Genomic DNA, 26,542 nt, shown 5'->3' on the forward strand with positions numbered 1-26,542 from the left:
TTTTGTCAGTCGCGAAATAAACTGTAATGATAATTGCTCTCAATAGTGTATCTGAGCTTTTTCATGGACACCGCGACTGACGGCCAGCAACAGCTTCACCTCCTGTACCGCGACCATCACGGCTGGTTGCAAGGCTGGTTGCGTAAACGCCTGGGCGACCGCGAGCATGCCGCCGACGTGGCCCAGGACACTTTCCTGCGCCTGCTGGTGTCCGGGCGCTTTCCCGGCGACAAGGAAAGCCGCAGCTACCTGGCACAGATCGCCCGCAACCTGGTGATCGACCAGTGGCGGCGCCTGCGCATCGAGCGCGCTTACCTGGACAGCATCGCGCACCTGCCGGAGCCCGAGTCGCCGAGCCTGGAGACCCGCGCGCTGATCCTCGAAACCCTGATGCAGATCGACGCGATGCTCGACCGCATGCCCGACAACGTGCGCCGTGCCTTCCTGCTGTCGCAGTTCGAAGGCCTGAGCTACGCACAGATCGCCGAGCGCCTGGGCGTCAGCCTCAGCTCGGTGCAGAAGTACATGACCCGCGCCATCGTCGCCTGCTACCAAGTGGCCTACGCCGAATGAGACACGACGCGCCCATCGCCCCGGCCATTGTCGAGCAAGCCAGCGAATGGCTGATGCTGCAATGGGGTGGCGACCTGCACGGCGAACAACGCCAGGCCTTCGCCCAGTGGCAGGCCGCCGACCCGGAACACCGCCGCGCCTGGCAACGTTTGCAGCACTTGCAGCAAACCCTCGGTGGCGTGCCCGTCGACAGCGCCCGCGCCGTGTTGCGTGACACCCCGGACACCCAACGCCGCGCCGCCCTCAAGCTGCTCGGCCTGTTGCTGGTGGCCGGCGGCAGCGGCTACCTGGTGCAGCGCAGCGAACCCTGGCAGGCCGCGTTCGCCGAACACCGCACCGCCACCGGCGAGATCCGCCACGTCACCCTCAGCGACGGCACACGCCTGGACCTCAACAGCGACAGCGCGGTGGACCTGCGTTTCAGCGCCAGCGAACGCCGCATTCGCTTGATCCGTGGCGAGGTGCTACTGACCAGCGGCCACGACCCGCTGCGCCCGTTGATCGTCGAAACCCCGGCCGGTGATGTGCAAGCCCTGGGCACCCGTTTTGGCGTGCGCGAACTGTCCGATGGCAGCCGCGTCGACCTCTACGAAGGCCGCCTGCGCGTGACCCCGCTGCACGGCGCGGCGGTGCAGATGAAGGCTGGCGACAGCCTGTGGTTCAACCCTCGGCAGAGCACGGCGTTGGCGGCGGTGGACGCCAATGCCAGCAGTTGGACCGAGCACCGCCTGATCGCCGAACGCCAGCCCCTGGGCGCGTTTGTCGCGCAGTTGAGCCGCTATCGTCCGGGGCTGTTGCGCTGTGATCAGGCGGTGTCCGGCCTGTTGCTGACCGGGGTGTTTCCGCTGGACGACACCGACGCGATCCTCGCCGCGCTGGAGCGCTCGTTGCCGGTACAGGTGCAGGCAGTGACGCGCTACTGGGTGACGATCAAGGCACGGGTCTGAAAAAAGTTTGCCAAGCACTTGTCGGTTTTTGCATCCCGCTCGGGATACCTCTTGAAAGCCAATCAAGAAGCGATCTCACGGGGAGTCCTGCAATGCCGCATCACCAGATCCAACCCCTGGCCCGCGCCCTGCGCCGTGGCGTGTTTGTCGGCCTGCTGGCCGCCGTGCCCCTGCTGCCGAGCCTGGTTCAAGCCGCTGAAAGCGCCGAAACACAGCGCGCCTACAACATTCCGGCGGGCAGCCTCGACCAGGCATTGAACCGCTTCGCCAGCGCCTCGGGGATTTTGCTCTCGGTGGACGCCTCACTCACCGAAGGCAAGCGCAGCGCCGGCCTGCAAGGGCGTTACGCGGTGGGCGCCGGTTTGGAGCAGTTACTGGCGGGCAGCGGCTTGGTGGCGATGCAGTCCCAAGGCGGTTGGTCGTTGCAGGCGATTTCCGGCGGCGGTCCGTTGCAACTGGGCGCCACCCAGATCAGCGGCGAGCAAGCCCGGGAAAGCGCCTGGGGCCCGGTGGACGGCATCGTCGCCACGCGCAGCGCCTCGGGCAGCAAGACCGACTCGGCGCTGGTGGAAATCCCCCAGACCATCAACGTGATCAGCGCCGCCGAGATCAAGGCGCGCGGTGCCCAGAGCGTGACCCAGGCGTTGCTCTACACGCCGGGCATGGCGGCGGGCGGCTTTGCGGACCGGGTCAAATTGTTCGATGAGCCGACCTCGCGCGGCTTCTCGCCGACCCCGCTGTACCTCGACGGCCTGCACCTGCCCTACGGCGGCGGCAGCACCGGCGGCGCGTTGCAGATCGAACCGTACTCCCTGGAACGCATCGAAGTGCTCAAGGGCCCGGCCTCGGTGTTGTACGGTCAGAACCAACCGGGCGGCATCGTCAACATGGTCAGCAAGCGCCCCAGCGAAACCCCGGTGCACCAAGTGGTGCTGGAGGCCGGTACCTACGAGCACAAAAGCGCGGCCATCGACCTCGGCGGCCCGCTGGATGAACAAGGGCAGTTTCTCTATCGCCTGACCGGCCTGTTCAGCGATGGCCAGGACGAAATCAACTACGTCGAAAACAAACGCCAGTTCATCGCCCCCAGCCTCACCTGGCGGCCCAACGACGACACCAGCGTGACCCTGTTCGCCCAGTACCAGAAAGACAAAGGCGTGCCCGAAGCCCAAGGCCTGCCGGCGTCCGGCACCCTGTGGGCCAACCCCAACGGCAAGATCAAGCGCGACCTGTTTCTCGGCGAGCCGGGCGTCAACCAGTACAACCGCGAGCAGTATGTGCTGGGCTACGAGATTGCCCATCGCCTCAACGACACCTGGACCCTCAAGCAAAACGCCCGCTACGCCGAGGTCGACGACCGCTACACCGCGCCATTGCACGGCTACGCCTTCGTCGCCAACCCCGCCACCGGGGTGCAGGACCAACGCTACCTTCAACGTTACGCAGTGGACTGGGCGCAGAACAACAAAGTGTTTGGCGTCGACAGCATCGCCCAGGCCGAATTCGACACCGGCGCGCTGTCCCATACGATGATTTTTGGCCTCGATTACTACCACTCCGGCTCGCTGTTCCACGGCCTCTACGACCGTACCGCCGCGGCGATCGACCTGTTCAAGCCGGTCTACGGCCAGCACATCGACTACCGCCAGCCGTACCGCTGGGACCGCACCCTGAGCCAGACCGGCCTGTACGTGCAGGACCAGATCAAATGGGACAAATGGGCGCTGGTGCTCGGTGGCCGTTACGACTGGGCCAGCGTGGTCAACAAAGAACCGATGCAAAACACGCGCTTCGCCAGCAAGGACGAAGCCTTCACCGGCCGTGCGGGCCTGGTGTACCTGTTCGATAACGGCTTGGCGCCGTTTATCAGCTACTCCGAATCCTTCCTGCCGCTGACCGGCACCAACGTCGACCGCAAGCCGTTCGATCCGTCTACCGGCAAGCAATACGAAGTCGGCGTGAAATACCAACCACCTGGCCAGAAGAGTTTTGTGCAGGCCTCGGTCTACCAACTCGACCAGGAAAACGTCATCACCACCAACCCCAATGACACGTTCAGCACCCAGAGCGGCGCCATGCGCTCACGCGGTGTGGAACTGGAAGCCAAGGCCGTGCTCAACGATGCCTGGGACATCATCGCCTCGGCTGCACGCAACGACATCAAATACACCAAGGACGAAGAAGGCCGCCAGGGCCGCCACCCGGCCGGCATCTCACCGCTTACCGCCTCGATGTGGGTCAACTACAACGTGCTCGGCGACACCCCACTGGCCGGCCTCGGCGCAGGCCTGGGCGTGCGTTACGCCCGCCAAAGCCTGGGCGACTACTACGAAGGTGCCTTCAGCGTGCCGTCCTACAGCGTCTACGACGCCAGCCTGAGCTACGACCTGAGCCGCTCGCCGCTGAAACTCAAGGGCGTGAAACTGGCGCTGAACGTGCAGAACCTCACCAACAAGACCTACCTGTCGCAGTGCACCAGTGACCTGGATTGTTATTACGGGGAAGGGCGTACGGCGGTGTCGAGCGTGACCTACGACTGGTAGGCAGGCTCTGCGGATGCGGGCTGGTGCGTAGGACGAGTCTGGCGCCACAGGAAGTGGCGTGTAGGAGCGCTCCTGATTTTGCTCACGCTGACGGATTGGGCGGGGTTACGCATTAGCCTCTGGCGCCGACTTATCAAGGAAAAGAGTCCATGCCATTCGATAACCCCTATGCCCCTCCGCAAGCCAATCTAAGCCCGCCTGCCGCGCTGCAACCTACGTTTTTCGTGGTAGCGCCGCGCAAACTATTACTGATGGTGTTGTTGTCCCAGGGTTTCTATAGCTTTTACTGGTCCTACAAACATTGGAGCCTTTATCGCGCCGCAACGGGGGCTCGAGTGCTGCCGTTGGTGCGGGCTTTTTTCTCGGTTTTTTTCATTTACGCGTTGGCGATGAACATCAAGCGTGTGCTTGATTTGAAAGAGCGACCTTATCGATGGTGGCCGCGGTGTTTTGCCTTAGGTTGGATCACCTGCACGTTCTTGCCTTTAACCTTCCTCTGGTATGTTTCGCCCTTCAACGGATTGAAGATCAGCCTCTGCCTGCTCATCGTGCAGGCTGCATTGTCCGTGCAAATTCAGCAGGCGGTGAACCATCTGGAAAATGATCCCCAGGGCCAGGCCAACAGCCGTTTGACGTGGGCCAATGGCATCTGGATTCTCATCGGCATGATTTTCTGGGCGTTTGCAGTAATCGAAGCGCTGTATTTCCCTTTTCTGTAGAACCCAGTGTCCACGGTTCAAATGAACCGTGGACGCCGGTTGTTGCATGGAGTACGGCGGTGTCGAGCGTGACCTACGACGGGTAGGTTATTTCTCGCAGGACAGCTCCCTCGTTCGCAATAGCATGAAGGTGGCGTCATCTTCCGTTGAGCAAGTGTCCAGGGTTTGTCCTGCAATGGCCTCTCGCTGCTCTTCAGCGGAAAGACCGGCCCAAAACCCGTCCGTTGCCATAACCCAGGTTGTGTCTGGAACGCTGTTGATGAATTGCAGGGCGGGCTCATGAGGTCGTCGGTAGCTCATGCAGTTGAGCAGCCGCTTGCGGGCCGGGCTACTGGCGATGAATGAGTGGCTCAGGTCGCCCTTCCAGTTGGGCCCGCAGTGGGGCGGACTTAGCCACACCACACGCTGATCGCTACCGACGTATCCCAGGCAGCAGTCACCGGCGTGAATCGCGACGACGCTTTGGTCATGCATCAGCAGGGCGAGGTAGCTGGTGGAGGCCAAGGGGAGGTCGGGGCAAAGGTTTGAATGCGCGTGTTTGAGTGCGGCAAGTGTCAGTTCCAGGGCGTTATCCAGGCAGGACACAGCAGACGGCGCCGCACTGGAAAAGCAATCAAGCAAATGACTGGTCAGGGCTTGCGCCAATTCGCCACTGCCCGGTTTTGAGGTTCCGTCGGCGATCACATAGAGACACGCGCCTGCGTTGTGCGCCGAGCCGCTGACATCGCGGTTTTCTGTTCTGTCGGTTCCTTGCCGGCTGAGACTCAAGTGCACGATCAAGCAGGCGCACCGAAGCCAATCAGTGCTCTCAAACGCTCGTGGATCAGTGCTTCACGATCAGAGTCCTGGGCGGTGCTTTGGATGACGTCCTGAAACACCGACAGCTTCAACAATGCAGCCAATTGTTCACTGGCAAAGCGCCGCAGTTCGATGGGCGCCTGCTTCATTTCCTCGATGAGTTCTTCGCGACCGTCCAGCAACGCGATGATGTCTTCGATGTCGTTGGACATCAGCACGTCGCCATGGCCTCGGCCTTGATAGGCCTGAAGCTTTGCGGCGAGAAACCACGGTGCGGCGAATACTTTGATAGAGGTTCCGTGGGGCAGCGTGTAGTCGACCGCGTTTTGCAGACCACCGACGAACCAGGTGTTGGAAAAGCCGAGTACCTTTTCATCAGTGGGCATGAAGTCGACTTTCAGAGCGCCCAGTCGCAGACGACAGGTGACAGAATCCTGACCGGTATTTTTGAAACCTCGGGGTTTCAGGTGCTCTTCCAGGCGATACCAGTCAGCAGTCCCCGCCAGATGAATAACCAGATCCACATCATCCGTACCGCGAACCGACTCCAGGGTGTATTCGTCAGTGATCAGCAAAACCGTGGTGCATCCGCCGACAAAGGCTACTTGCGCGCGCAACGCTTCACCCAGCGCATCGGCAACCTCCTCAAGCATGTGCAACATCATGGTTCTGTTGGACGTCACAAGATCCACTCCCTCAGCATCGCGTCGGCGACTTTGGCTTCGCGTGGCCCGCCGATACGGATGGCGTCGACGAGGGCCAGGAAGTGATAGAGAAGCTCATCCTTTTTCACCGCGCCAGGCACAGTTTTGTATAAAGGTGTGATTTCCTGACCTTTGCTTTTTCCGTAGGCGTCGGGCCAGACGGGAATTAAATCCCCGCCGCTCATGACCTTGCCTGCCATTATCGGTGCGGCAAAGGCTGTTGGAATGCCCCGCACAATCGGGCCGGGCTTGGCTGGGAATACGTATCGAATTGCATACTTTACGAAGTCCAGCAAAGCCTCGCGTCTTACGTTGGGTTTCCCGCTCAGCAAGTCGGTGTAGATGAGGCCAATTTCCCGGCAGCGATTGATCGAATTGGATACCTCGCTTTTGCTCAATGCGAGGGCGGCCGAAAGGGCTCGGACGGAATAGCTTTCGATGTTGGGCGTGAGCTCTTTGTCCTCGATGTCCTCCCATCCTTCCCATTCTTGAGCAGAAGAGAGCTGAATCTTCTCGAAGTTGTCTTCAGGGGAATGATCGAGAAAGCTCTCCATCGAGATTGAGGACCCACTTAGCGCCAGGAGCATGGTGTCGTCAAAGTCACGCATGACGCGGAACTCGCGCTTTTTTACCCGCTCGCCTCTTGCAAGCAGGTCCAGGCTGATCAATTTGAACAGTATTACAATGTCTTGACTTTTCATTTTCTATAGAACCAAGGTGTCCACTGTCCATGGACTGTGGACGCTTTCTTGCACAGAGTTGACATCGATGTCAACGATTCTGCAAAAACACCACATACCCCCGAAACCACTCGCTCCCCTTCAAATACCCCGGTTCCTCCCACGCTCCACCCTGAATCAAGCCGACCTTGAACGGCAGCCCCATGCGATTCATCCGTGGCAGATACGCCGCGTAATCCGGGATGCTGTGTCGCCCCTGGTATGTCTGCACCACCACCTCATCCACCACGCCCTTGAGCTGGGCGATGGCAGCCGGGTCGGCGTTGCTGCTCCAGTCCAGCAGGCCGGTGATGCTCAGTTTCAGCTCGGCCGGCAGGCGTTGGCGCAGGTCGCGCAGGAAGCTGGCGTACTCGTGCAGGTATTGGGTGCGGGCGTCGAAGTCGATCTGGATGCCGACCACCGGGTTGCCCGCGTCGCGCCAGCGTTGCACTTGGCCGAGCAGTTGGCTGTAGACCGCCTCCGGCCAGCGCAGGGTGTGGGCGCGGTACACCACCCAGATGTCGCCACGGGTCAGGCGCGGCACACCGATGCCTTGGGCGATCAGTTGCGCGCCGCGTTCGGGGGCGCGGCGGTTGGCGTTGATCTGGCCCTGGAGGATGTACAGGGTGTTGGCCTGTTTAAGCACCGGCTGCGGTGCGACGCCGCTCCACAGCCAGAAGGCGTCGTAGTCGCGGGCGTCGACGGCGCCGAACGCCGGGCTTGCCAGCAGCAGCCAGGCGAGCCACAGCGGCTTCACCAGTAGTACTGCGCCGATTTGCCCCACTGGGTGTCGGCAAAGCCGCTTTTGAGCTGGCGGAACCAGGCTTTGCGCACCGCCGGCTCAACATCCTTGCCGCCGCAGCTGTTGTAGCCGGCCGGTGCGTAGCAGTTGATGGCGCGGAACAAGGCGTAGGCCTTGTCATTCTTTGGCGCCTTGGCGTCGCCGATCACCTGCCGGTAGCCGTCGAGGCGCGAGAAGGTTTCACCCTTGAAGTCCGATGCGGTGCTGCCCAGGCTACCGGCGGCGCGGGCTTGTTCGAGCGGCATGCTGTCGAGGCTGTTGCGCAGGATGAATTCACCGATGCAGTTCAGGCCCTGTGGATTCTTGGCGTCGGCCTGCAAGGTCTCGGCGGTTTGCGCGATGCTCGGGCAGACGTAGCCGGATTCGGCCTTGTCGCCGTTCCACTGGAACAGCCGCAGGGTCTGGTTGCCGCCGTAGACATAACCCAGGCTGGTGCCGAGTTTGTCTTCGGACGCAGGCACAGGCAGTTGCTTGAGGTCGTCGGCGAAGCTTTCGAACTGGCCGCGCAGCAGGTTTTTGTAGAGCAGCACGAATTGCGCGGTTTCGCGTTCCAGCGGGTCGCGGGCCTGGGCGATCTGCTGGCGCAGCAGTTCAGGCCCGGCGACGTTGCGCAGCAGGATGTAGCGCACCTGGTTGGCGCTGATCGGCGAGTCGGCGGCAAACACCTTGGCCAGCTGGCCGCTGCGCTCGTAATTCATGGCCAGGGCCAACTCCAACTGGTCGCGTTGCAGTGGCAGTTTCGCCAGCGGCAGCAGTTGCAGCCACAGCGCTTCGGCGCCTTTCCAGTCCTGTTTGGCTTCCATGGCCAGGGCGCGCAGGGTCTGTTGGCTGAAGGCGAAGTAGTTGAGGCTTGCTGGCACACTTTGCGGCAATTGCTTCAAGGCGGCGTCCGGTTGCTGCTCGACGAACAGCGCGCACACGGCCAGCAAGTAGTCGTAGAGCGCCGGGTCGCTGGCAAAGGCCGACTTTTGTTTTTCCAGGTCGGCGCGGGTCAGCGCCGGTTGCTCGCCGCCACGCATCACCATCAGGTCGCTGACCAGTTGGATCATCGGCGTGTTGACGGTTTCGCCGCTGGACATCAGCAGCTTGAGGTCGGCCTCTTCCACCAGTTCATCCACCGATACGTTGCGCTGCGCGTCGCTGGCTTCAGTCAGCGCCCAGGTAAACGCGGCGGCCAGCTTCTCGCTGTCAAAGCCCAGCCAGTACACGCGACGCAGCAGGCCGCGTGCAGAAACGCTGTATTCGCCCTGTGGATAAGTCTTCAGGTAGCCGTCGAAGCCTTGCTCGGCAGTGGCCAGCGCAGTTTTATCCACACGTTCGAGGTCGGGCACACCGTATTCGTCATAGGTGTTGGCCTGGGCCTGGTTGAGCGCGTTGCGCGCAACCATGTAGCGCGCGGTTTCTTTCAGCCAGGGCGAAGTGGCGCTGCCAGCCGCGCTGAAGCCGCGCTCGGCCTCGGCGAAGCGGCCGCTGTAGAAGTCGGCGGCGGCTTGCAGGTAGGTGCGAAACAGTTGGCCGTCGGTGGACTGGATCTGCTGCGGGTCCGCGACCACCGGGCCGTCCCAGTCGCAGGTGGTGAGCAGTTGCAGGCGCGCCTTGGCCAGCAGTTCGCGCTCGGCCTGGGGCATGTCGGCCTTGGCGACCTGGCGGATAAACGCAGTGGCGCTGCTGTCGTCGTTGCTGCGGCAGCGGCTGCCTTCGCCACTGACGAAGCCTTCACCGGCGGTTTTGTAGTCTTCGCGCTTGATGCCCAGGGGTTCGAGCAGGGTGTCGAGTTCGGCGGTAGGGGAATCGTCGGAGTCAGGTTCGGTCTCGCCGTTGGAGGCCAGGGCCAGGCGGTACTGTGGAAACGGCACCGCGCCGAAACCTTGGGCCAGGTCATCTTCGTCCAAGGCATTCGGCGTCAGCGGCGCGCCTTTTTTGTCGGCAAGCATCAGGCGCAGGTTGGCCCGGCTGTCATTGCCCGGGCTCAGGAACGGCAGGTTGTTGCAGCGGTCGAGGCTGCTGCGGGCGACGCGCCAGTCAGGGAAGCAAAAGTTGTCGGAACTGGCCGCTGCGGGCAGGGAAACACTGGCCAGCAGAGCCAGTGCCAGGGGTGACAGAAAACCGATGCGCATGACGTGTCCTTGATCCTGAGTCCTTGGAGGGCGGCAATCATAGCTTGATCCGACAATCGCTTCGGTGAAGCCCTACACAAATCGTAGATTTGTCCGATTGAGGGTAGTGGCAATTTAATTTCTCTGACATAGACTGCGCTGTATGTCAGGGAGTTGACCGTATGAAGCAATTGAATGCACTGATGTTGGGTTTTACCTGCCTGTTGGGCGCCGCGCCGCTGGCCATGGCTGAAGATCCCTTGCTGGATCAGCCGCCGGCGACTGCCGCCAGTGCCACCAGCGAAGCGCGCGGTGTGCTGCGGGCCCGCGACCAGGCGATGCTGGCCAGTGAGTTGTCGGGGCGCATCGTCGAACTGCCGTTCAGCGAAGGCGAGTCGTTCAAGAAGGGTGACACCCTGGCGCGCTTCGATTGTTCGGCCTACCAGGCCCAACTGAACGCCGCCCAGGCCGCCAGCCGTGGCGCCGGTGAAGAACTGGCGCACAACAAACAACTGGCCTCGCTCAATTCCGTCGGGCGTTTCGAAGTGGCGCGGGCCGAGGCCAAGCTCACCGAGACCCAGGCCCAGTCCCAGGTCTATCAGGTGCAGATCAAGCGTTGCAGCGTGCTGGCGCCGTATGACGGCCAGGTGGTGCAGCGCAAGGTCCAGCGTTATGAAAGCGTGTCGGCGGGCGCGCCATTGCTGGAAATCGTCGACAACCGCAGCCTGGAAATCCACCTGCTGGTGCCGTCGCGCTGGATGGGCAAACTCAAGCCCGGGCAGACCTTCAATTTCACCCCCGACGAAACCGGCCAGGCGTTCAGTGCCACGGTCAAACGCCTCGGCGCGCGCATCGATGAGGGCAGCCAGACGCTGCTGCTGGTCGCTACCCTGCCCAATGCCGCCGGTTTGATGGCGGGTATGAGCGGTACCGCCCACTTCGCGCAACTGCAATGAACGCACCGATGGCGGGGAACACCGAGCGGGTGTTCGCGCAGTTTCTCGACCTCGAACGCCAGACCCGCGCCGCCCGCACCACCGAGCAGTTGGCCTACAGCCTGGTCAACGATGGGCAAGCGCTGTTCGGCTATCGCCACGCTGCGCTGTTGATCGCGGGCAAGGTGCAGGCGGTCACAGCGGTGAGCAGCGTCGACCCGAACGCGCCGTTCGTGGCGTTTGTCGAGCAGGCGGTGGCGCAGTTGCACAAGCTGGATCTCGACCAGACCGCGCGCGTGGTGCCCGCCGAGCCATTGAGCGACGCGGTACGCGCCGACTGGCAGAGCCTGTCGGCCGAACATGTGTTCTGGTTGCCGCTGATCAACCCCCAAGGCCAGGTGTTTGGTGGCCTGTGGCTGGCGCGGGATACGCCGTGGAACCCGGCCGAGCAAGTCTTGCTGGCGCAGTTGGGCGACACCTACAGCCATGCCTGGCATGCGTTGCAACCGCGCCAGCCGTGGCGCCTGCGCCTGACCCGCAAACGTCAGGTGGCGGTGGTGCTCGGGTTGTTGCTGATGCTGCTGATCCCGGTGCGCCAATCGGTGCTGGCGCCTGCCGAAGTGGTGCCATTGGCCGGGCAAGTCGTCGCGGCGCCCTTGGACGGGGTGATTGCCGAGTTCCTGGTCAAACCCAACCAAAGCGTGAAAACCGGCGACCTGCTGCTGCGCTTCGAAAGCACCACCCTGACCGCCCAGGCGGACGTGGCGGCGCGGGCCCTGGGCGTGGCGGAAGCGGAGTTGAAGGCCAATTCCCAACGTGCCTTTGCCGATGCCGAATCCAGCTCGCGCATCGACCTGCTGGCCGCGCGCGTCGAGCAAAAACGCGCCGAACGCGATTACGCCCGCGAGCTGCTCAAGCGCAGCGAGGTGCGTGCCGAGCGCGACGGCATCGCGGTGTTCGCCGACGCCGAGCGCTGGACCGGCAAACCCGTGCAAACCGGCGAGCGCCTGTTGCAGATCGCCGACCCCGGCCAGGCCGAGTTGCGCATCGAACTGGCGGTGGGCGATGCGATTGCCCTGGCGCCCAACGCGCAGGTCGCGCTGTTCCTCGACAGTGACCCGCTGCAACGCCACCTCGCCACCCTGCAACGTGCCGCGTACGAGGCGCAGCCTACGCCGGGCGGGCAATTGGCCTATCGCCTGGATGCGCAGTTCGACGACGCGCCGCCGCGCATCGGCCTGCGTGGCACCGCGAAGCTGTATGGCGACCGCGCGCCGCTGGCGCTGTACTTGCTGCGTCGACCGCTGGCGGGCCTGCGTCAAAGCGTGGGCCTGTGATGAGCCTGCCCAAGCTGCGTGACGACCTGCAACTGTCCAGCGCCGGCGCAGCATTGGACGGTTCGCCGCGCTGGACCCTCGCCGACCCGGTGCGTGGGCGCTATTTCAAGTTGGGCGCCACGGCTATCCGCCTGCTGCGGCATTGGTCCCTGGGCGATGCGGAAAAAGTCCTGCAAGCGGCCAACCGCGAGCCGGGCTTGCCCTTGGGGGACAGCGAGGTCAGCGAGCTGCTGAGCTTTCTGCGCGCCCACGACCTGATCGCTGCCCTCGACCCGGAGCAACGCGCCAGCTACCTGTATAAAGCCGCCGCCCAAAAGCAGGGCCTGTGGCAGGTGCTGCTGCATCAATACCTGTTTTTCCGCATCCCGCTGTGGCGCCCGGACGCGTTTCTCAACCGCGCCTGGCCGTGGCTGGCACGCTTTGGCCCGGGCCTGTTGCGTTACGGTTTGCCGATGATCCTCGGCCTCGGGGTCTTTTTGGTGGCGCGCGATTGGCAGCGCTTCCTGGCGACCTTCCCGCACCTGTTCAGCCTCGGCGGCGCCCTGGCGTTTGGCGTGGCGCTGTTCTTCGCCAAGCTGTGCCATGAATTCGGCCATGCGTTCATGGCCAAGCGCGCCGGCTGTCGGGTGCAGAGCATGGGCGTGGCCTTCATGGTGCTGTTGCCGATGTTCTACACCGATGTCAGCGACGCCTGGCGCGTCAATGATCGCCGCGCGCGCCTGATGATCGGCGCCGGCGGGGTGATGGCCGAGCTGCTGCTGGCGTGCATCGCCTTGCTGGCCTGGTCGCTGCTGCCGGACGGACCGGCGCGCACGGCGGCGTTCATGCTGGCCAGCGCCACCTGGCTGACCACCCTGGCGATCAACCTCAACCCGTTCATGCGCTTCGATGGTTACTTTCTGATCAGCGATTTATGGGGCGTCGACAACCTGCAAGGCCGCGCTTTCGCACTGTGCCGCTGGCGTCTGCGGGAGCTGCTGTTCGGCTATGGCGAACCGGCGCCGGAACCGTGGTCGCCGACGATGCGGCGCCGCCTGTTGTGGTGGGGCTACCTGGCGTGGCTGTGGCGCGCGGCGCTGTTCCTCGGGATCGCGTTGGCGGTGTATCACCTGTTTTTCAAGCTGCTCGGGATCTTCCTGATGCTGGTGGAATTGGCGTGGTTTATCTGCCTGCCGATCTACAAGGAGTGGCGTGAGTGGTGGAGCCGCCGCAGCCAGGCCCATACACCTCGGGTGTTGCTCAGCAGCCTCGGACTGGGGTTGATCGTGCTGGCGCTGGTGGTGCCGTGGCGCAGCGCGGTGGAGCTGCCGAGCATGCTTGAGGCCGGTCGCGTCAGCGCATCTCATGCGCCGGTAGCGGCGCGGGTCAAGGCGCTGCGGGTGGTGGACGGGCAGGCGGTGACCCAGGGCCAGGTGCTGATCGAACTGGAGTCGCCGGACCTCGACGCGCGCCAAAGCATCGTGCGCCGCGAAGTCGAGATCCTGCAGTTGCAGATGCGCCGCCAGGCCGGGCGCAGCGAAACGGCGGCCGACGCCGGGATCAACGATCAGCGCCTGTCCCAGGCCCTGGCCGAATACCGTGGCCTCGCTGCCCAGCGCGAACGCCTGCTGTTGCGTGCGCCCCATGGGGGCACGGTACGCGATGTGCTGCCGCAATTGAGCGTGGGTCGCTGGCTGTCGCCCAAGGATGCGCTGGTGCGGGTGGTGGAAGAGGGCGCACGCCTGCGCGGCTACCTGGCCGAAGCGGAGCTTTGGCGAGTCGGGCCTGGGGCGACCGGGCGGTTTATCGCCGATGACCCGATGCACGCCGCGATCCCGGTGCAACTGACCGACATCGACGCCAACGGCGTGGCATATCTGGATCAGGAGGCGCTGACCTCCGACCATCACGGGCCGATTGCCGTGCGCCGCGACGAAAACCAGCGCCCGGCGCCGGTGCAGGCGCAATATGGTGCGCGCCTCAAAAGCCTGGAGGCGATCGAGACACCCCGGCAACCGTTGCGCGGCGTGGTGCTGTTGCAAGGGCGCAGTGAGTCGGTGCTGGGCACGGCCTGGCGGCGGGCGGCGGCGTTGGGGGTTAGGGAAAGCGGGTTCTGACAAGGAGTGGCAGGCGATGATGAACAACAATGGCGGATTGGCGCAGGGCTTGGCGATGCGCCCGTCACGGGCCAGCGATGGGCCGTTTTTGCACAAGCTCTACCATTCGGCGCGGGCGGATTTGCAGTGGATCGACGGCGAGCAAGAGGTCGTTGAAGAGGTCATCGCCCAGCAGTTCCAGGTGCAGGAGCGGGGCATGGATCAGCAGTTTCCAGGCGCCCTGCATTACGTGGTGGAAAAGCTCGGCACGCCTATCGGTGCCTTGAGTGCCGACTTCGGCGCCAATGAAATCCGCGTGCTGTACCTGGCGTTCATCCCTGCCGCACGTGGCCAGGGTTTCGGCCGGGCGGTGCTGCACAGCGTGCAGCAGGCCGCCACCCAAGTGTGTTGCCCGGTGGCGACGGTGGTGTGGGCGAGCAACCCCCATGCGCGCCAGCATTACCTGGCGCTGGGGTTTCGCGTGGAAGAACAGACACCGGCCGCGCAACGGCTGGTGTGGTACCCGTCTCAGTTGAACACGATGCAGAAGTAACCGCGCTCGCCGTCGCGCCCCATGGCCGGCTCGCGGGACACGAACACGTGTTCCAGGCATACATCCGGCAAGGGCAGGCGGCACAAGCCGTCGACGAAATCCGTCGGCCCGAGGCTATTGAGCGACACACTGAAGCCCTCCCGTGCAGTGCCCGGCAATCTGGCCTCCGGCGCCGGGCGCAGCCCCTGCACCTGGATTTGCAACGCCGAGCCATCTGGCAGGTACAGCACACTGGGCTGAGCCAGCAGAGGACGAAAATGTTCCAGAGTGACTAGATTCAACATGCTTTGGCTCCTCGTAGTGAGCGGGCTTGCCCGCGCTGGGTGGCGAAGCCGCCCCAAATCGGTCCGCCGCGGTGTTTCAGAAGAACCGAGGCGCCTGGTTTTGGGGCGGCTTCGCCGCCCAGCGCGGGGCGAGCCCGCTCACTACCGATGCGGGGTTGATTGGGGGCGGGTCAAGAGCGTGAAGGGTAGAGCCCGACCAGGGCAATGCTGAAGTTGATCGCCAGGTAAGGGTTCAGGGTGGCAAAGGCCTGGCTCTGGCCGGCAACCGCCGTGTCGCCGACCACCGTGGTGCTGACGCCCTTGAGCGGCACCGGGTTGGCGCCTTGTTGATCGGAATAGATCGTCGCGCTGCCAGGGCCTGGGCCGGAAGCACCGATATAGGCATTGGTCGGCGTAGGTACCGTCACCGAGTTGCTGACGACGCTGGTCAGCTGCACCGTAGTGCTGCCGGCGAGCGTGCCCGCGCCATGGGTGTGGGCGGGCAGGTTGCCGGCCAGCAGCGTGACGGACTCGGTGCCCGCAAAATCGCCGATAACCCGCGCCGACAAGCCTGTGCCTTGGCCCATGCCCATCGGCAAGCGGCTTTGCAGGTTCGGCAGTTGGAAGGTGGACTGGCCGTTGCCGCCGTAGAAGGTGCCGATCAACGCAAACAGTGCGGCGTTCTGTTGCACAGCCAAGACCTGGCCGTTGCATAACGCCCAGCCATTGGGGGCGTAGTTAAAGGCAAAAGACTGGATGGTGCCGATAAATACTTCCATGAGTCGCGAATCCTTGTGTGAGCTCTTAGGTATGGAGTGGCGCCAATCGATCCGGCGTCATCGCAGAGCGTAGACGCACTTTTGCGCGGCGCCTGGCCAATGCGAAACCGCGAGCGAAACCCAGGCTTATGCCCTAGAGTTGCGCCTGTTGGCGCATGCGCAATTTTTGCCGGGGAAACCGGCAGTGTCAGGGGATTTGAGGTGCGACGGTCTGTGGTCGAGCAAGACGAAAAAGTGGGTACATTTGCCGTGGCGCAGGCCTGGGAAGGCAGCGGCTGGCTGAGCCGGCTATGGTGGGTGCCGATCCTGGCGCTGGCCATGGCCGTGCGGTTCTATGGTCTGACGGCGGCGGCGATCTGGGGCGACGAAGGCTCAAGCCTGCTGCTCAGCGAATACGCCGTTGACGACCTGTGGTTTCACGCGGCCCATGATGTGCACCCGCCGCTGTACTTTTTCATGCTGCGTGGCTGGATCGAGGTGTTTGGCGACGGCATCTGGTCGATTCGCGGCATGAGTGCGATCCCCGGCGTACTCGCCGTGGGCCTGGGAATGTGGCTGATGCGGCTGCTGTCCACGCGTCGCGCTGCCTTGCTGGCGGGCGTGCTGCTGGCGCTGTTCCCCAGCGCCGTGCGCTATAGCCAGGAAGTGCGCATGTATTCGCTGTTGGCGGTGTGGCTGCTGGGGGCCACGCTGGCGCTGGTGTACTGGGTGCGCCAGCCCGCGCGCGCGCGCTGCCTGGTGGCCTATGTGCTGCTGATGGCGGCCGCTTTTTATACCCATTACTTCACGGCGTTGTGTGTGCTGGTGCACTGGGCCTGGCTGGGCCTGTTGTACCGTTCCCAGGCGCCGGGCCAGCGCTTGCTCGCGCGTCCGGCATGGTGGTGGGCCAATGTGGCGATTGTCGCGTTGTACCTGCCTTGGCTGCCGAACCTGCTGGATCTGGTCCAGCATGTCGAGCAGCTCAAGGTCGGCGGCGATATTGGCTGGGAAGACCCGGTTACGCTGATCTCCGTGCCCTCGATGATCTGGCAGTTCGTACTGCAGGATGAAGGCCTCGACTTCTGGGCGCCGCTGTTCTGGCTGTTCCCGCTAGCGCTGATGGCGGTGGTTGCGGTGACTGCCTGGAAAGACCGCGAAAACCTGCGGCCGGCGCGCCTGCTGGCGCTGTTTCTGCTGCTGCCGGTGCTGTTGGTGTATGGCGTGTCGTTTGTATCGCCTGTGTTTATCGAACGTTACCTGACGGTGTATGCCATCGGCTTGCCGCTGCTCATGGCTTTGGCCATCGATCGTCTGCCGAGCCGTCTGTCGTGGCTGGGGGCGGCGTTGTTCGTGGTGTTTGTCGGCGTTGAACTGCTGGGGTTGAAGAACAACGCCACGGTGGATGTGCATGACCAGTTCAACGTGCCGGTGGAGTTCGTCAATCGCAATTACCAGGACGACGACCGCATCGTACTCAGCGACATGATGTGGTACTTGAGTTACGTGTATTACGACCAGACCGACGCCCAGTTGCAGCTCTACACCCCGCCCAAGCCCGACGGCACCCCGACCCGGCCGAATGCCTATGGTTTCGGGACGCTGGTGGATCAGGACGGTGGCCGCATTTACCTCGACCGTCTGTCTGCTTTGCCCGCCGAAACCCGCCGCGTCTGGCTGATCAGCAGCAATGAAATGCCCGACGATTTCGCGCCGATCCCCGACGGTTGGCGCCAGGTATTGCAGCAAGATGGCGGCGGGGCGAGGGCGCGGCTATTTGTGCTGTGTACGGGGCCTGTTTCTTTGCAGCCTGAGGCATGTCGTTAATTTCGAATCGGTATTAAATCGGCTGCAAATAGTGGCATTTACCCACTAGTGGTTGTATCAATCCTGAGCTACTCTGCGGTGACAAAAGGAATTGTCTGACAAAAAGTGGTGAATGGATTGCCGTATCACTTTATTTCCGGATTGCCGCGCTCCGGCTCGACCCTACTCTCTGCCATCCTGCTGCAGAACCCGCGCTTTCATGCGGGCATGAGCAGCCCGGTAGGCACCCTGTTCAAGGGTGTGCTGGGGCAGTGCAGCGCCGGCAGCGAGTTTGGCTCGGTGATCGACGCCGACACCCGCCGCCGCTTGCTGCGCGGCCTGTTTGATTCCTATTACGCCGACAAAACCTCCACGCCGGTGGTGTTCGACACCAATCGCCAGTGGTGCGCGCGCATGCCGGCGCTGCATGACCTGTTTCCCCAAGCCAAAGTCATCGCCTGCGTGCGCAATGTCGCGTGGATCATGGACAGCCTGGAGCGCCTGTACCGCGCCAATCCCTTCGAAAACACCAAGCTGTTCAACGACGATGTCGAGCGCAATACCGTGTACAGCCGCGTCGAGACCCTGGCCCAGCGCAACCGCATGGTCGGGTATGCGTGGTCGGCGCTCAAAGAGGCGTACTACGGCGAACACGCCGACTCGATGCTGATCGTCGACTACGACCTGCTGGCCCAGGCCCCCGAGCGGGTCATGCGGCTGGTCTATGAATTTATCGGCGAGCCCTGGTTCGAGCACGACTTCGACAACCTCAGCTACGACGCCCCGGATTTCGACCAGGACCTGGGCGTAGCCGGCCTGCATCGGGTCAAGCCACGGGTGGCGCTGCAAGCGCGCCGCAGCCTGTTGCCGCCGGATCTGTTCGAGCAGTTCGCCCATATGGATTTCTGGCGTGACGGCAGCCTGAGCGCCGCCAATGTGATTCGCACCAAAGCCGACGCCGCGATCAGTTGATCACGGCTTTTTTATTTGCGGGTATCAGCATTCGACAAGCGGGTGAGCAGCATGTGGTGGAGCAAAGCTAAGGCACGGCAAACGACAACAGGCGCCCTTACTCAGGCGACGCCGATGATCATGTCCCTGGAACCACGCATGCTGTTCGACGGCGCGGTCGCCGCCACAGTGGCTGACGTGGCGCAGGCTGACAGTCACGCCACGGCTGCCGACGCGGCCGCCAAGGCGCCGACCACCGAGCACGCCGGTACCGGCAGCGAAACCCATGCGCAAACCGATGCGCCCGTGACCCCGGCCCCGGTCGCCGTACCGGGTGAAACCGTGGTGTTCGTCGACGCGCGGGTCAAGGACTCTGCCGAGCTGCTCAAAGGCGTCGCCCCCGGCACCCAGGTGGTGCAACTGGACGCGAGCAAGGACGGCCTGCAACAGATCGCCGATTACCTGGGCAGCCACCAGGGCGTCAGCTCGGTGCAGATCATCGCCCACGGCAACGCGGGGGACCTGTGGCTGGGCAACACCTATTTGTCGGCAGACAACGTCGCGGCCCGCAGCGACGTGCTGGCGCAGATCGGCCAGGACATGAACGTTGGCGGCGACATCCTGATCTACGCCTGCAACACGGCGGCGGGCGACAAGGGCATCAACTTTGTCGACTCCCTGGCGCAGCTGACCGGGCGCGATATTGCCGCGTCCACCAACCGCACCGGCGCGGGCAGCGACTGGACCCTGGAAATCGCCACCGGCTCCATCGAGAGCCACACCGCGCTGTCCTACGGCAGCATGTCGGGGTATCAGTACAGCCTGGCGACGATCACGGTGCTCAATAACGGCGACAGTGGTGTCGGCAGCTTGCGTCAGGCCCTGAGCGACGCGGTATCGGGGGATACCGTGGCCTTCGGTGCCAACATGACGGTCAACCTCAACAGCCAGCTGATCATCTCCAAGAACCTCACCATCGACGGCGATCGCAACAATGATGGCGTGGCAGACGTGACCATCAGCGGGGAGTACAAAACCCAGGTGTTGAGGGTCAACTCCGGCGTCACCGCGACCCTGGATGGGCTGATCATCACCAAGGGCCTGGCCGCCGGCAACGGCGCTGCGGCGGGGACCGACGGAACGGCGGCCATGGGCGGCGGCATTGTCAACTACGGTAACCTGACCTTGACCAATGTCACGGTGACCAGCAACGCAGCCTCGGGCGGCGGTGGCGGTGGCGGGGTTACTGCGCCTTATGTCGGTGGCGCGGTCGGTGGCGGCGGTGGCGGTGGCGGCGCGCTCGGCGGGCAAGCCGGTGGTCACGGTGGTACTTCCGGCTTTGGTACAGGCGTGTATTCCGGCACTTCCGGCAGTGCCAACACCGGCGGCAACGGCGGCGGCTATGACCCCAACTACATGGGCGGCAGGGGCGGCAGCAGCACCGGCGGCGCGGGCGGCGTGGGCACGGCCAACTACAGCAGTGGCGGCGCCGGTGGTACGGCAAACAATGGCACGATTTCCATTGGCGGCGGTGGCGGCGGCTCCGGTTGGGACAAACCTGGCCGGGCGGGCGCCTCGGCCAGCGGCGGTATCTACAACGGCAGCACCGGCACACTGACCGTTGTCGGCACGTCGGTGATTACCAACAACATCGCTGCCGGTGGCGGCGGTGGTGGCGGTGGTGGCCTGGGTGGCTCCGCCGATTCGGGCGGCGCGGCCGGCAAAGGCGTCGGCGCGATCTGGAACAAAGGCACGCTGTTGATGACGGCTGCCAACTTTGCGGCCATGAGCGGTAACGTCGGTGGCAGCGGCTCCGGTGGCCCTGCGTCGGGCGGCGGTTCCACGGGCGCCTCCGTAGCGGCCGTGAACAACATCTTCAATGACGGCGGCACGGTAAACACGGCTTATTCCCCGGGGCCAACCGCGACCATCGTGATGGCGGATACCGCGTTGAAAATCGGCGATACCTCGCTGGTCACCATCACGTTCAGCCGTGCGGTGAGCGGTCTCACCAACGCCGACCTGACGATCGCCAACGGCACCTTGACCGCTGTGAACAGCCTCGATGGCGGCATCACCTGGACCGCGACGTTCACGCCGACCACCAACATCACCGATGCGACCAACCTGATCACCCTCGACAACACAGGGGTGGTCGCGATCAACGACGGCTTGGCTGGCGCGGGCACCACCAACTCGGCCAATTACACGATCGACACCGTGCGGCCAACCGCAACCATTGTGGTCGCCGACACCGCGTTGAAAATCGGTGAAACCTCGCAGGTCACCATCACGTTCAGCGAGGCGGTCACCGGTTTCACCAACGCCGACCTGACCATCGCCAACGGCACCCTGAGCGCGGTCAGCAGCAGCGACGGCGGTGTCACCTGGTTCGCGAACTTCACACCCAGCGCGAGCATCACCGACACCACCAACCTGATCACCCTGGATAACACTGGCATCGCCGACCTGGCGGGCAACGCCGGCAGTGGCACCACGGATTCCAACAACTACGCCATCGACACGGTGCGGCCGACCGCTTCCATCGTGGTCGCGAACACTGCCCTGAGCATCGGTCAAACCAGCTCGGTGACCATCACCTTCAGCGAGGCGGTCACCGGGTTTACCAACGCCGACCTGAGCATTGCCAATGGCACCTTGAGCGCGGTGAGCAGCAGCGATGGCGGCATCACCTGGACCGCGACGTTCACGCCGACCGCGGGTGTCAATGACACCACCAACCTGATCACCTTGAACAACACCGGCATCAGCGACTTGGCAGGCAACACGGGCAGCGGCACCACTGATTCCAATAACTACGTCATTGACACCCAGCGCCCAACCGCGACGATCGTCGTGGCGGACAGCAGCCTGAAAATCGGCGAATCCTCACTGGTGACCATCACCTTCAGCGAAGCGGTGACCGGCTTCAGCAACGCCGACCTGACGATCGCCAACGGCACCCTGACCGCTGTGAACAGCCTTGATGGCGGCATCACCTGGACTGCGACGTTCACGCCGACCAGCAGCATCACCGACGCCACCAACCTGATCACCCAGGACAACACCGGCATTGCCGACCAGGCCGGCAACGCCGGCAGCGGCACCACTGATTCCAATAACTACGCCATTGATACCGTGCGGCCAACGGCGACGGTGGTGGTGGCCGACAGCGCGTTGAAAATCGGTGAAACCTCGCAGGTGACCATCACGTTCAGCGAGGCCGTCACCGGTTTCACCAACGCCGACCTGACCATCGCCAACGGCACCCTGAGCGCGGTCAGCAGCAGCGACGGCGGTATCACCTGGATCGCGACCTTCACACCCAGCGCGAGCATCACCGACACCACCAACCTGATCACCCTGGATAACACCGGCATTGCCGACCTGGCGGGCAACGCTGGCAGCGGCACCACCGACTCCAACAATTACGCCATCGACACCCAGCGCCCGACCGCGACCATCGTCATGGCCGACCCGGTGCTGAACGCCGGTGAAACCTCGCTGGTGACCATCACCTTCAGCGAAGCGGTCACCGGGTTTAACAACGCCGACCTGAGCATTGCCAATGGCACCTTGAGCGCGGTGAGCAGCAGCGATGGCGGTATCACCTGGACCGCCACCTTCACCCCGACCGCGGGTATCAACGACGCCACCAACCTGATCAGCCTGAACAATACGGGGGTGAGCGATCTGGCCGGTAACTCGGGCTCGGGCGTCACCAACTCGGCCAACTACAGCATCGACACCGTGGCGCCTACGGCGACCATCGTCGTGGCGAATCCGGCCTTGAACGTTGGCGCCAGCTCACTGGTGACCATCACCTTCAGTGAAGCGGTCACCGGGTTTACCAACGCCGACCTGACCGTCGCCAACGGCACCCTGAGCGCCGTGAACAGCGTCGACGGCGGCATTACCTGGACCGCGACGTTCACCCCTTCGAGCAATGTGACGGACGCCACCAACCTGATCACCCTGGACAACACGGGGGTGCAGGCGGCGACTTCGGGGAACGTCGGCAGCGGCAGTTCGGATTCCAACAACTACGCCGTCGATACCCAGCGGCCCACCGCCACGGTGGTGGTCAACGACAACGCGCTGGGGATTGGCGGCACGTCGTTGGTCACGATCACGTTCAGCGAGGCCGTCACTGGCTTCAGTTTGGCTGACATGACGGTCGACAACGGCGCGCTGTCGAATCTGTCGACCAGCGACAACATCACCTGGACCGCGACGCTGACGGCGGTGGCAGGCATCACCCAGGGCAACAACCATGTGGTCGTCGACAACACCGGCGTGGTCGACACCGCCGGCAACGCCGGTTCCGGCACCACCACCTCGAACGCCTATGCGGTCGACAGCCAGCGCCCGACCGCGATCATCGTGGTCGCCGATTCGGCCCTGAGCGCGGGTGAAACCTCGCTGGTGACCATCACCTTCAGCGAGGCGGTTACCGGTTTCACCAATGCTGACTTGAGCGTGCCCAATGGCACCCTGAGCGCCGTGAGCAGCAGCGACGGCGGTATCACCTGGACCGCCACCTTTACACCGACCGCAGGTGTCCACGACACCACCAACCTGATCAGCCTGAACAATACGGGCGTGAGCGACCTGGCCGGCAACGCCGGCACGGGCACCACCAACTCGGGTAACTTCACCATCGACACCGTGCGCCCAACCGCAACGATCGTCGTGGCCGACAGCAGCCTGAAAATCGGCGATACCTCGCTGGTCACCATCACCTTCAGCGAAGCGGTCACCGGCTTTACCAACGCCGACCTGACCATCGCCAACGGCACCTTGAGCAACGTGGCCAGCTTCGATGGCGGCATCACCTGGACCGCGACCTTCACGCCGACCACCAACATCACCGACGCCACCAACCTGATCACCCTGGACAATACCGGTGTCGCCAACGCCTCCGGCAACGCCGGCAGCGGCACCACCGACTCGAATAATTACGCGATGGATACCGCGCGTCCGACGGCCACCATCGTGGTCTCGGAAACGACGCTGAACATCGGTCAAACTTCGCTGGTGACCATCACCTTCAGCGAGGCGGTCACCGGGTTTACCAACGCCGACCTGAGCATTGCCAATGGCACCTTGAGCTCGGTGAGCAGCAGCGACGGCGGTATCACCTGGACCGCGACCTTGACCCCGCTCGCCAGCATCACCGACACCAGCAACGTGATCAGCCTGGACAACACCGGCGTCAATGACCTGGCGGGCAACGCTGGCAGCGGCACCACGGATTCGAGCAACTACGCCATCGACACCCAGCGCCCGACGGCAACCATCGTGGTCTCCGACGCGAGCTTGAGCGCCGGCGAAACCTCGGCGGTGACCATTACGTTCAGCGAGGCGGTCAGCGGTTTCACCAATGCCGACCTGAGCATCCCCAATGGCACCCTGAGCACCGTGAGCAGCAGCGACGGCGGTATCACCTGGACGGCCACCTTCACGCCGGACGTGGGCATCCGCGACACCACCAACCTGATCACCCTGAACAATACGGGGGTGAGCGACCTGGCCGGCAACGCTGGCGCGGGCACCACCAACTCGGCCAACTTCAGCATCGACACCGTGCTGCCGACGGCTACCATCGTGGTGGCGAATCCTGCGTTGAGCATCGGTGAAACCTCGCTGGTGACCATCACGTTCAGCGAAGCCGTCAGCGGTTTCACCAACGCCGACCTGACCATCGCCAACGGCACCCTGAGCGCCGTGACCAGCGGTGACGGCGGCATCACCTGGACTGCGACCTTCACCCCGACCAGCAGTATCACCGACGCCACCAACCTGATCACCCTGGACAACAGCGGCGTGGCCAACGCCTCCGGCAACGCCGGCAGCGGCAGCACCGACTCGAACAATTACGCGATTGATACCGTGCGTCCTACCGCGACCATCGTAGTGGCGGATACGGCCCTCAGCGTCGGTCAGACCTCGCAGGTGACCATCACCTTCAGCGAGGCGGTGAGCGGTTTCACCAATGCCGACCTGACCATCGCCAATGGCACCTTGAGCGCGGTGAGCAGCAGCGACGGCGGTATCACCTGGACAGCCACCTTTACCCCGACTGCCGGCATCACCGACACCACCAACCTGATCACCCTGGACAACACCGGCGTCGCCGACCTGGCGGGCAACGCCGGCTCCGGCACCACCGATTCCAACAACTACAGCGTCGACAGCCAGCGGCCGACAGCCACGATTGTCATGAGTGACAGCGACCTGCGTCCGGGCGAAACCTCGTTGGTGACCATCACCTTCAGCGAGGCCGTCACCGGCTTCGACAACAGCGACCTGAGCGTGGCCAATGGCAGCCTGAGCAACGTCAGCAGCAGCGACGGCGGCATCACCTGGACGGCAACGTTCACGCCGACCCTGAGTGTGACCGACGCCACCAACCTGATCGTGCTGAACAATACCGGCATCGCCGACCTGGCGGGCAACAGCGGCACCGGCACCACCAACTCCGCCAACTATGCGGTGAACACCGAGGTGCCGACGGCAACCATCGTGGTGGCCGACACGCAACTGAAGGCGGGCGAAACCTCCCAGGTGACCATCACCTTCAGCCAGGCCGTCAGCGGCTTTACCAACGCCGACCTGACCCTTGCCAACGGCAGCCTGAGTGCGGTGAGCAGCAGCGATGGCGGCGTCACCTGGACCGCGACGTTCACGCCGACCAGCAATATCACCGACACCAGCAACCTCATCGTGCTGGACAACAGCGGCGTGACGAATGCCTCGGGCAACAGTGGCGTCGGCACCACCGACTCCAACAACTACAGCATCGATACCCAGCGGCCGACCGCGACCATCACCGTGGCCGACGCCGTCCTCGGCATCGGGCAAACCACCACGGTCACCGTAACCTTCAGCGAAGCGGTCAGCGGTTTTGATTTGTCGGATCTGAGCGTGGCCAATGGCACGTTGTCCAACCTCGTCTCCAACGACGGCGGCAAGACCTGGACTGCCACCCTGACGCCGACCGTCGCGATTACCGACCCGACCAACCTGGTGGTGCTGGATGCCAGCCTGGTGAACGACGCAGCGGGCAACGCCGGTGCGGGCATCGCCATTTCCAACAACTATGCGCTCGACGCCGACCGGCCAACCGCGACGATCTCCGTGGCCAACCCGAACCTGACCGTCGGCCAGACCACCACCGTGACGTTCACCTTCAGTGAAAAAGTCAGTGGTTTTGACCTGGATGACTTGAGCGTGGCCAACGGCACCTTGTCCAACCTCGCCACCAGCGATGGCGGCAAGACCTGGACCGCCACCCTGACGCCGACGGCCAACCTCTTTGATCCGAGCAACTTCATCACCCTCGACACCAGCCTGGTGACGGATGCGGCGGGCAATGCCGGCAGCGGCTTCAGCAACTCCGGCAACTACGCGATCAATACCGTCGCGCTGACCGGCGACCCGCTGTTCCGTGTCACCGCCCCGACGGCGCCACCGGGGGCGCCGGACGCGCCGCTGCAACCGATCATCTTTGGCCTGCCCAGTGGCAACCTGGGCTCGCCGATTGGTTTCCCGGCGCTGTTCGAGCAGCGTGATTCGGGCGGCGGCTTGCCGCCGATCGGCAACATCTTTATCCGCAACAACGCTCTGGCGCCAAGCTATATCGCCCAGGTGTTCAGCACGGACGGCGGCAATGCGGCGGGTGCCTCCGGGTTCCTCGGGTTTGGCGGCGGCGATGGCGGGGTGTTTGGCTCAAGCACTTTATCGGGCCTGTTCAACCGCGAAACCCAGGGTGACGACGGTGGCTTCAAGGCCTTCGACAGCAAATCGATCCAAGGCTCGGGCGGCACGTTGGGGGCGCCGACCCTGGGTCAACAATTGCAGCAGATCAATGACGTACAACAACGCCAGGTGATTGATCTGGCGCATGCACTGCAACAGGTCGGTATCAACGAAATGCAGGCCTGATCACACTAAATTCAAGGCG

General features: G+C 63.6%; 18 protein-coding genes. 11 read left to right on the forward strand and 7 right to left on the reverse strand.

All coding sequences use genetic code 11. The annotated features are described in order from the left end of the window. The first annotated feature begins 63 nt into the window (after nucleotides 1-63). The 4 genes from AC3ISR_RS00695 (at nucleotide 64) to AC3ISR_RS00710 (ending at nucleotide 4,782) form a co-directional block, all read left to right on the forward strand. On the forward strand, nucleotides 64-573 hold the full coding sequence (locus AC3ISR_RS00695; RefSeq protein ID WP_226456610.1) for a sigma-70 family RNA polymerase sigma factor: 510 nt from the start codon (nucleotides 64-66) through the stop codon (nucleotides 571-573). Then, the gene (locus tag AC3ISR_RS00700; protein WP_463984912.1) at nucleotides 570-1,520 is read left to right on the forward strand and encodes a FecR domain-containing protein; all 951 of its coding nucleotides are present in this window, start codon (nucleotides 570-572) and stop codon (nucleotides 1,518-1,520) included. Before AC3ISR_RS00695 ends, AC3ISR_RS00700 begins: the two co-directional genes overlap by 4 nt. 92 nt (nucleotides 1,521-1,612) lie before the next feature. After that, entirely contained in the window at nucleotides 1,613-4,063 is a 2,451-nt protein-coding gene (locus AC3ISR_RS00705) for a TonB-dependent siderophore receptor (RefSeq protein ID WP_463984911.1), read from the forward strand. A 149-nt stretch (nucleotides 4,064-4,212) separates the two neighbouring features. Continuing rightward, nucleotides 4,213-4,782 (forward strand): hypothetical protein, encoded by a 570-nt coding sequence (locus AC3ISR_RS00710; RefSeq protein ID WP_192298570.1) that lies wholly within the window; start codon nucleotides 4,213-4,215, stop codon nucleotides 4,780-4,782. An 87-nt stretch (nucleotides 4,783-4,869) separates the two neighbouring features. On the opposite strand, the gene AC3ISR_RS00715 is transcribed toward AC3ISR_RS00710, so the two are convergent. From AC3ISR_RS00715 to AC3ISR_RS00735, 5 genes are all read right to left on the reverse strand, one after another. Next, the gene (locus AC3ISR_RS00715; RefSeq protein WP_463984924.1) at nucleotides 4,870-5,556 is read right to left on the reverse strand and encodes a protein phosphatase 2C domain-containing protein; all 687 of its coding nucleotides are present in this window, start codon (nucleotides 5,554-5,556) and stop codon (nucleotides 4,870-4,872) included. 2 nt (nucleotides 5,557-5,558) lie between these two features. After that, a complete protein-coding gene (locus AC3ISR_RS00720) occupies nucleotides 5,559-6,242 on the reverse strand; it encodes a hypothetical protein (protein ID WP_489324548.1) in 684 nt (227 codons plus the stop codon). A 17-nt stretch (nucleotides 6,243-6,259) separates the two neighbouring features. After that, nucleotides 6,260-6,985: a hypothetical protein gene (locus tag AC3ISR_RS00725; protein WP_192298568.1), complete on the reverse strand. Its 726-nt coding sequence runs from the start codon at nucleotides 6,983-6,985 to the stop codon at nucleotides 6,260-6,262. A 70-nt stretch (nucleotides 6,986-7,055) separates the two neighbouring features. Beyond that, the gene (locus AC3ISR_RS00730; protein WP_226456613.1) at nucleotides 7,056-7,760 is read right to left on the reverse strand and encodes a DUF3142 domain-containing protein; all 705 of its coding nucleotides are present in this window, start codon (nucleotides 7,758-7,760) and stop codon (nucleotides 7,056-7,058) included. Further along, entirely contained in the window at nucleotides 7,757-9,922 is a 2,166-nt protein-coding gene (locus tag AC3ISR_RS00735) for a PA5441 family protein (RefSeq protein ID WP_463984909.1), read from the reverse strand. The genes AC3ISR_RS00730 and AC3ISR_RS00735 overlap by 4 nt, the downstream gene beginning before the upstream one ends. 182 nt (nucleotides 9,923-10,104) lie before the next feature. Between AC3ISR_RS00735 and AC3ISR_RS00740 the strand changes: the two genes are divergently transcribed. From AC3ISR_RS00740 to AC3ISR_RS00755, 4 genes are read left to right on the forward strand one after another with little or no spacing between them, the layout of a single operon-like run. Next, on the forward strand, nucleotides 10,105-10,857 hold the full coding sequence (locus tag AC3ISR_RS00740; RefSeq protein ID WP_463984923.1) for an efflux RND transporter periplasmic adaptor subunit: 753 nt from the start codon (nucleotides 10,105-10,107) through the stop codon (nucleotides 10,855-10,857). After that, nucleotides 10,854-12,173, forward strand: a complete 1,320-nt coding sequence (locus AC3ISR_RS00745; protein WP_192298564.1) for an efflux RND transporter periplasmic adaptor subunit — start codon at nucleotides 10,854-10,856, stop codon at nucleotides 12,171-12,173. The genes AC3ISR_RS00740 and AC3ISR_RS00745 overlap by 4 nt, the downstream gene beginning before the upstream one ends. Continuing rightward, nucleotides 12,173-14,269, forward strand: a complete 2,097-nt coding sequence (locus tag AC3ISR_RS00750) for a site-2 protease family protein (protein WP_192298563.1) — start codon at nucleotides 12,173-12,175, stop codon at nucleotides 14,267-14,269. Before AC3ISR_RS00745 ends, AC3ISR_RS00750 begins: the two co-directional genes overlap by 1 nt. 16 nt (nucleotides 14,270-14,285) lie before the next feature. Further along, complete coding sequence (locus AC3ISR_RS00755; RefSeq protein WP_192298562.1) at nucleotides 14,286-14,801, forward strand: GNAT family N-acetyltransferase; 516 nt, start codon at nucleotides 14,286-14,288, stop codon at nucleotides 14,799-14,801. On the opposite strand, the gene AC3ISR_RS00760 is transcribed toward AC3ISR_RS00755, so the two are convergent. Then, nucleotides 14,777-15,085 carry a hypothetical protein gene (locus tag AC3ISR_RS00760; protein ID WP_192298561.1) on the reverse strand — a complete coding sequence of 103 codons (309 nt, stop codon included), beginning with the start codon at nucleotides 15,083-15,085 and terminating at the stop codon, nucleotides 14,777-14,779. The two genes, AC3ISR_RS00755 and AC3ISR_RS00760, sit on opposite strands and share 25 nt — an antisense overlap. 170 nt (nucleotides 15,086-15,255) lie before the next feature. Next, on the reverse strand, nucleotides 15,256-15,843 hold the full coding sequence (locus tag AC3ISR_RS00765; protein ID WP_192298560.1) for a phage tail protein: 588 nt from the start codon (nucleotides 15,841-15,843) through the stop codon (nucleotides 15,256-15,258). 201 nt (nucleotides 15,844-16,044) lie between these two features. On the opposite strand from AC3ISR_RS00765, the gene AC3ISR_RS00770 reads away from it, so the two are divergent. The 3 genes from AC3ISR_RS00770 (at nucleotide 16,045) to AC3ISR_RS00780 (ending at nucleotide 26,523) form a co-directional block, all read left to right on the forward strand. Beyond that, the gene (locus AC3ISR_RS00770) at nucleotides 16,045-17,646 is read left to right on the forward strand and encodes a glycosyltransferase family 39 protein (protein WP_192298559.1); all 1,602 of its coding nucleotides are present in this window, start codon (nucleotides 16,045-16,047) and stop codon (nucleotides 17,644-17,646) included. 108 nt (nucleotides 17,647-17,754) lie between these two features. Continuing rightward, complete coding sequence (locus AC3ISR_RS00775) at nucleotides 17,755-18,597, forward strand: sulfotransferase family protein (RefSeq protein WP_412547870.1); 843 nt, start codon at nucleotides 17,755-17,757, stop codon at nucleotides 18,595-18,597. Between the two features lie 138 nt (nucleotides 18,598-18,735). Beyond that, a complete protein-coding gene (locus AC3ISR_RS00780) occupies nucleotides 18,736-26,523 on the forward strand; it encodes an Ig-like domain-containing protein (protein ID WP_489324828.1) in 7,788 nt (2,595 codons plus the stop codon). Nucleotides 26,524-26,542: the final 19 nt, after the last annotated feature.

This window comes from Pseudomonas sp. GL_117 (genome assembly GCF_057835125.1).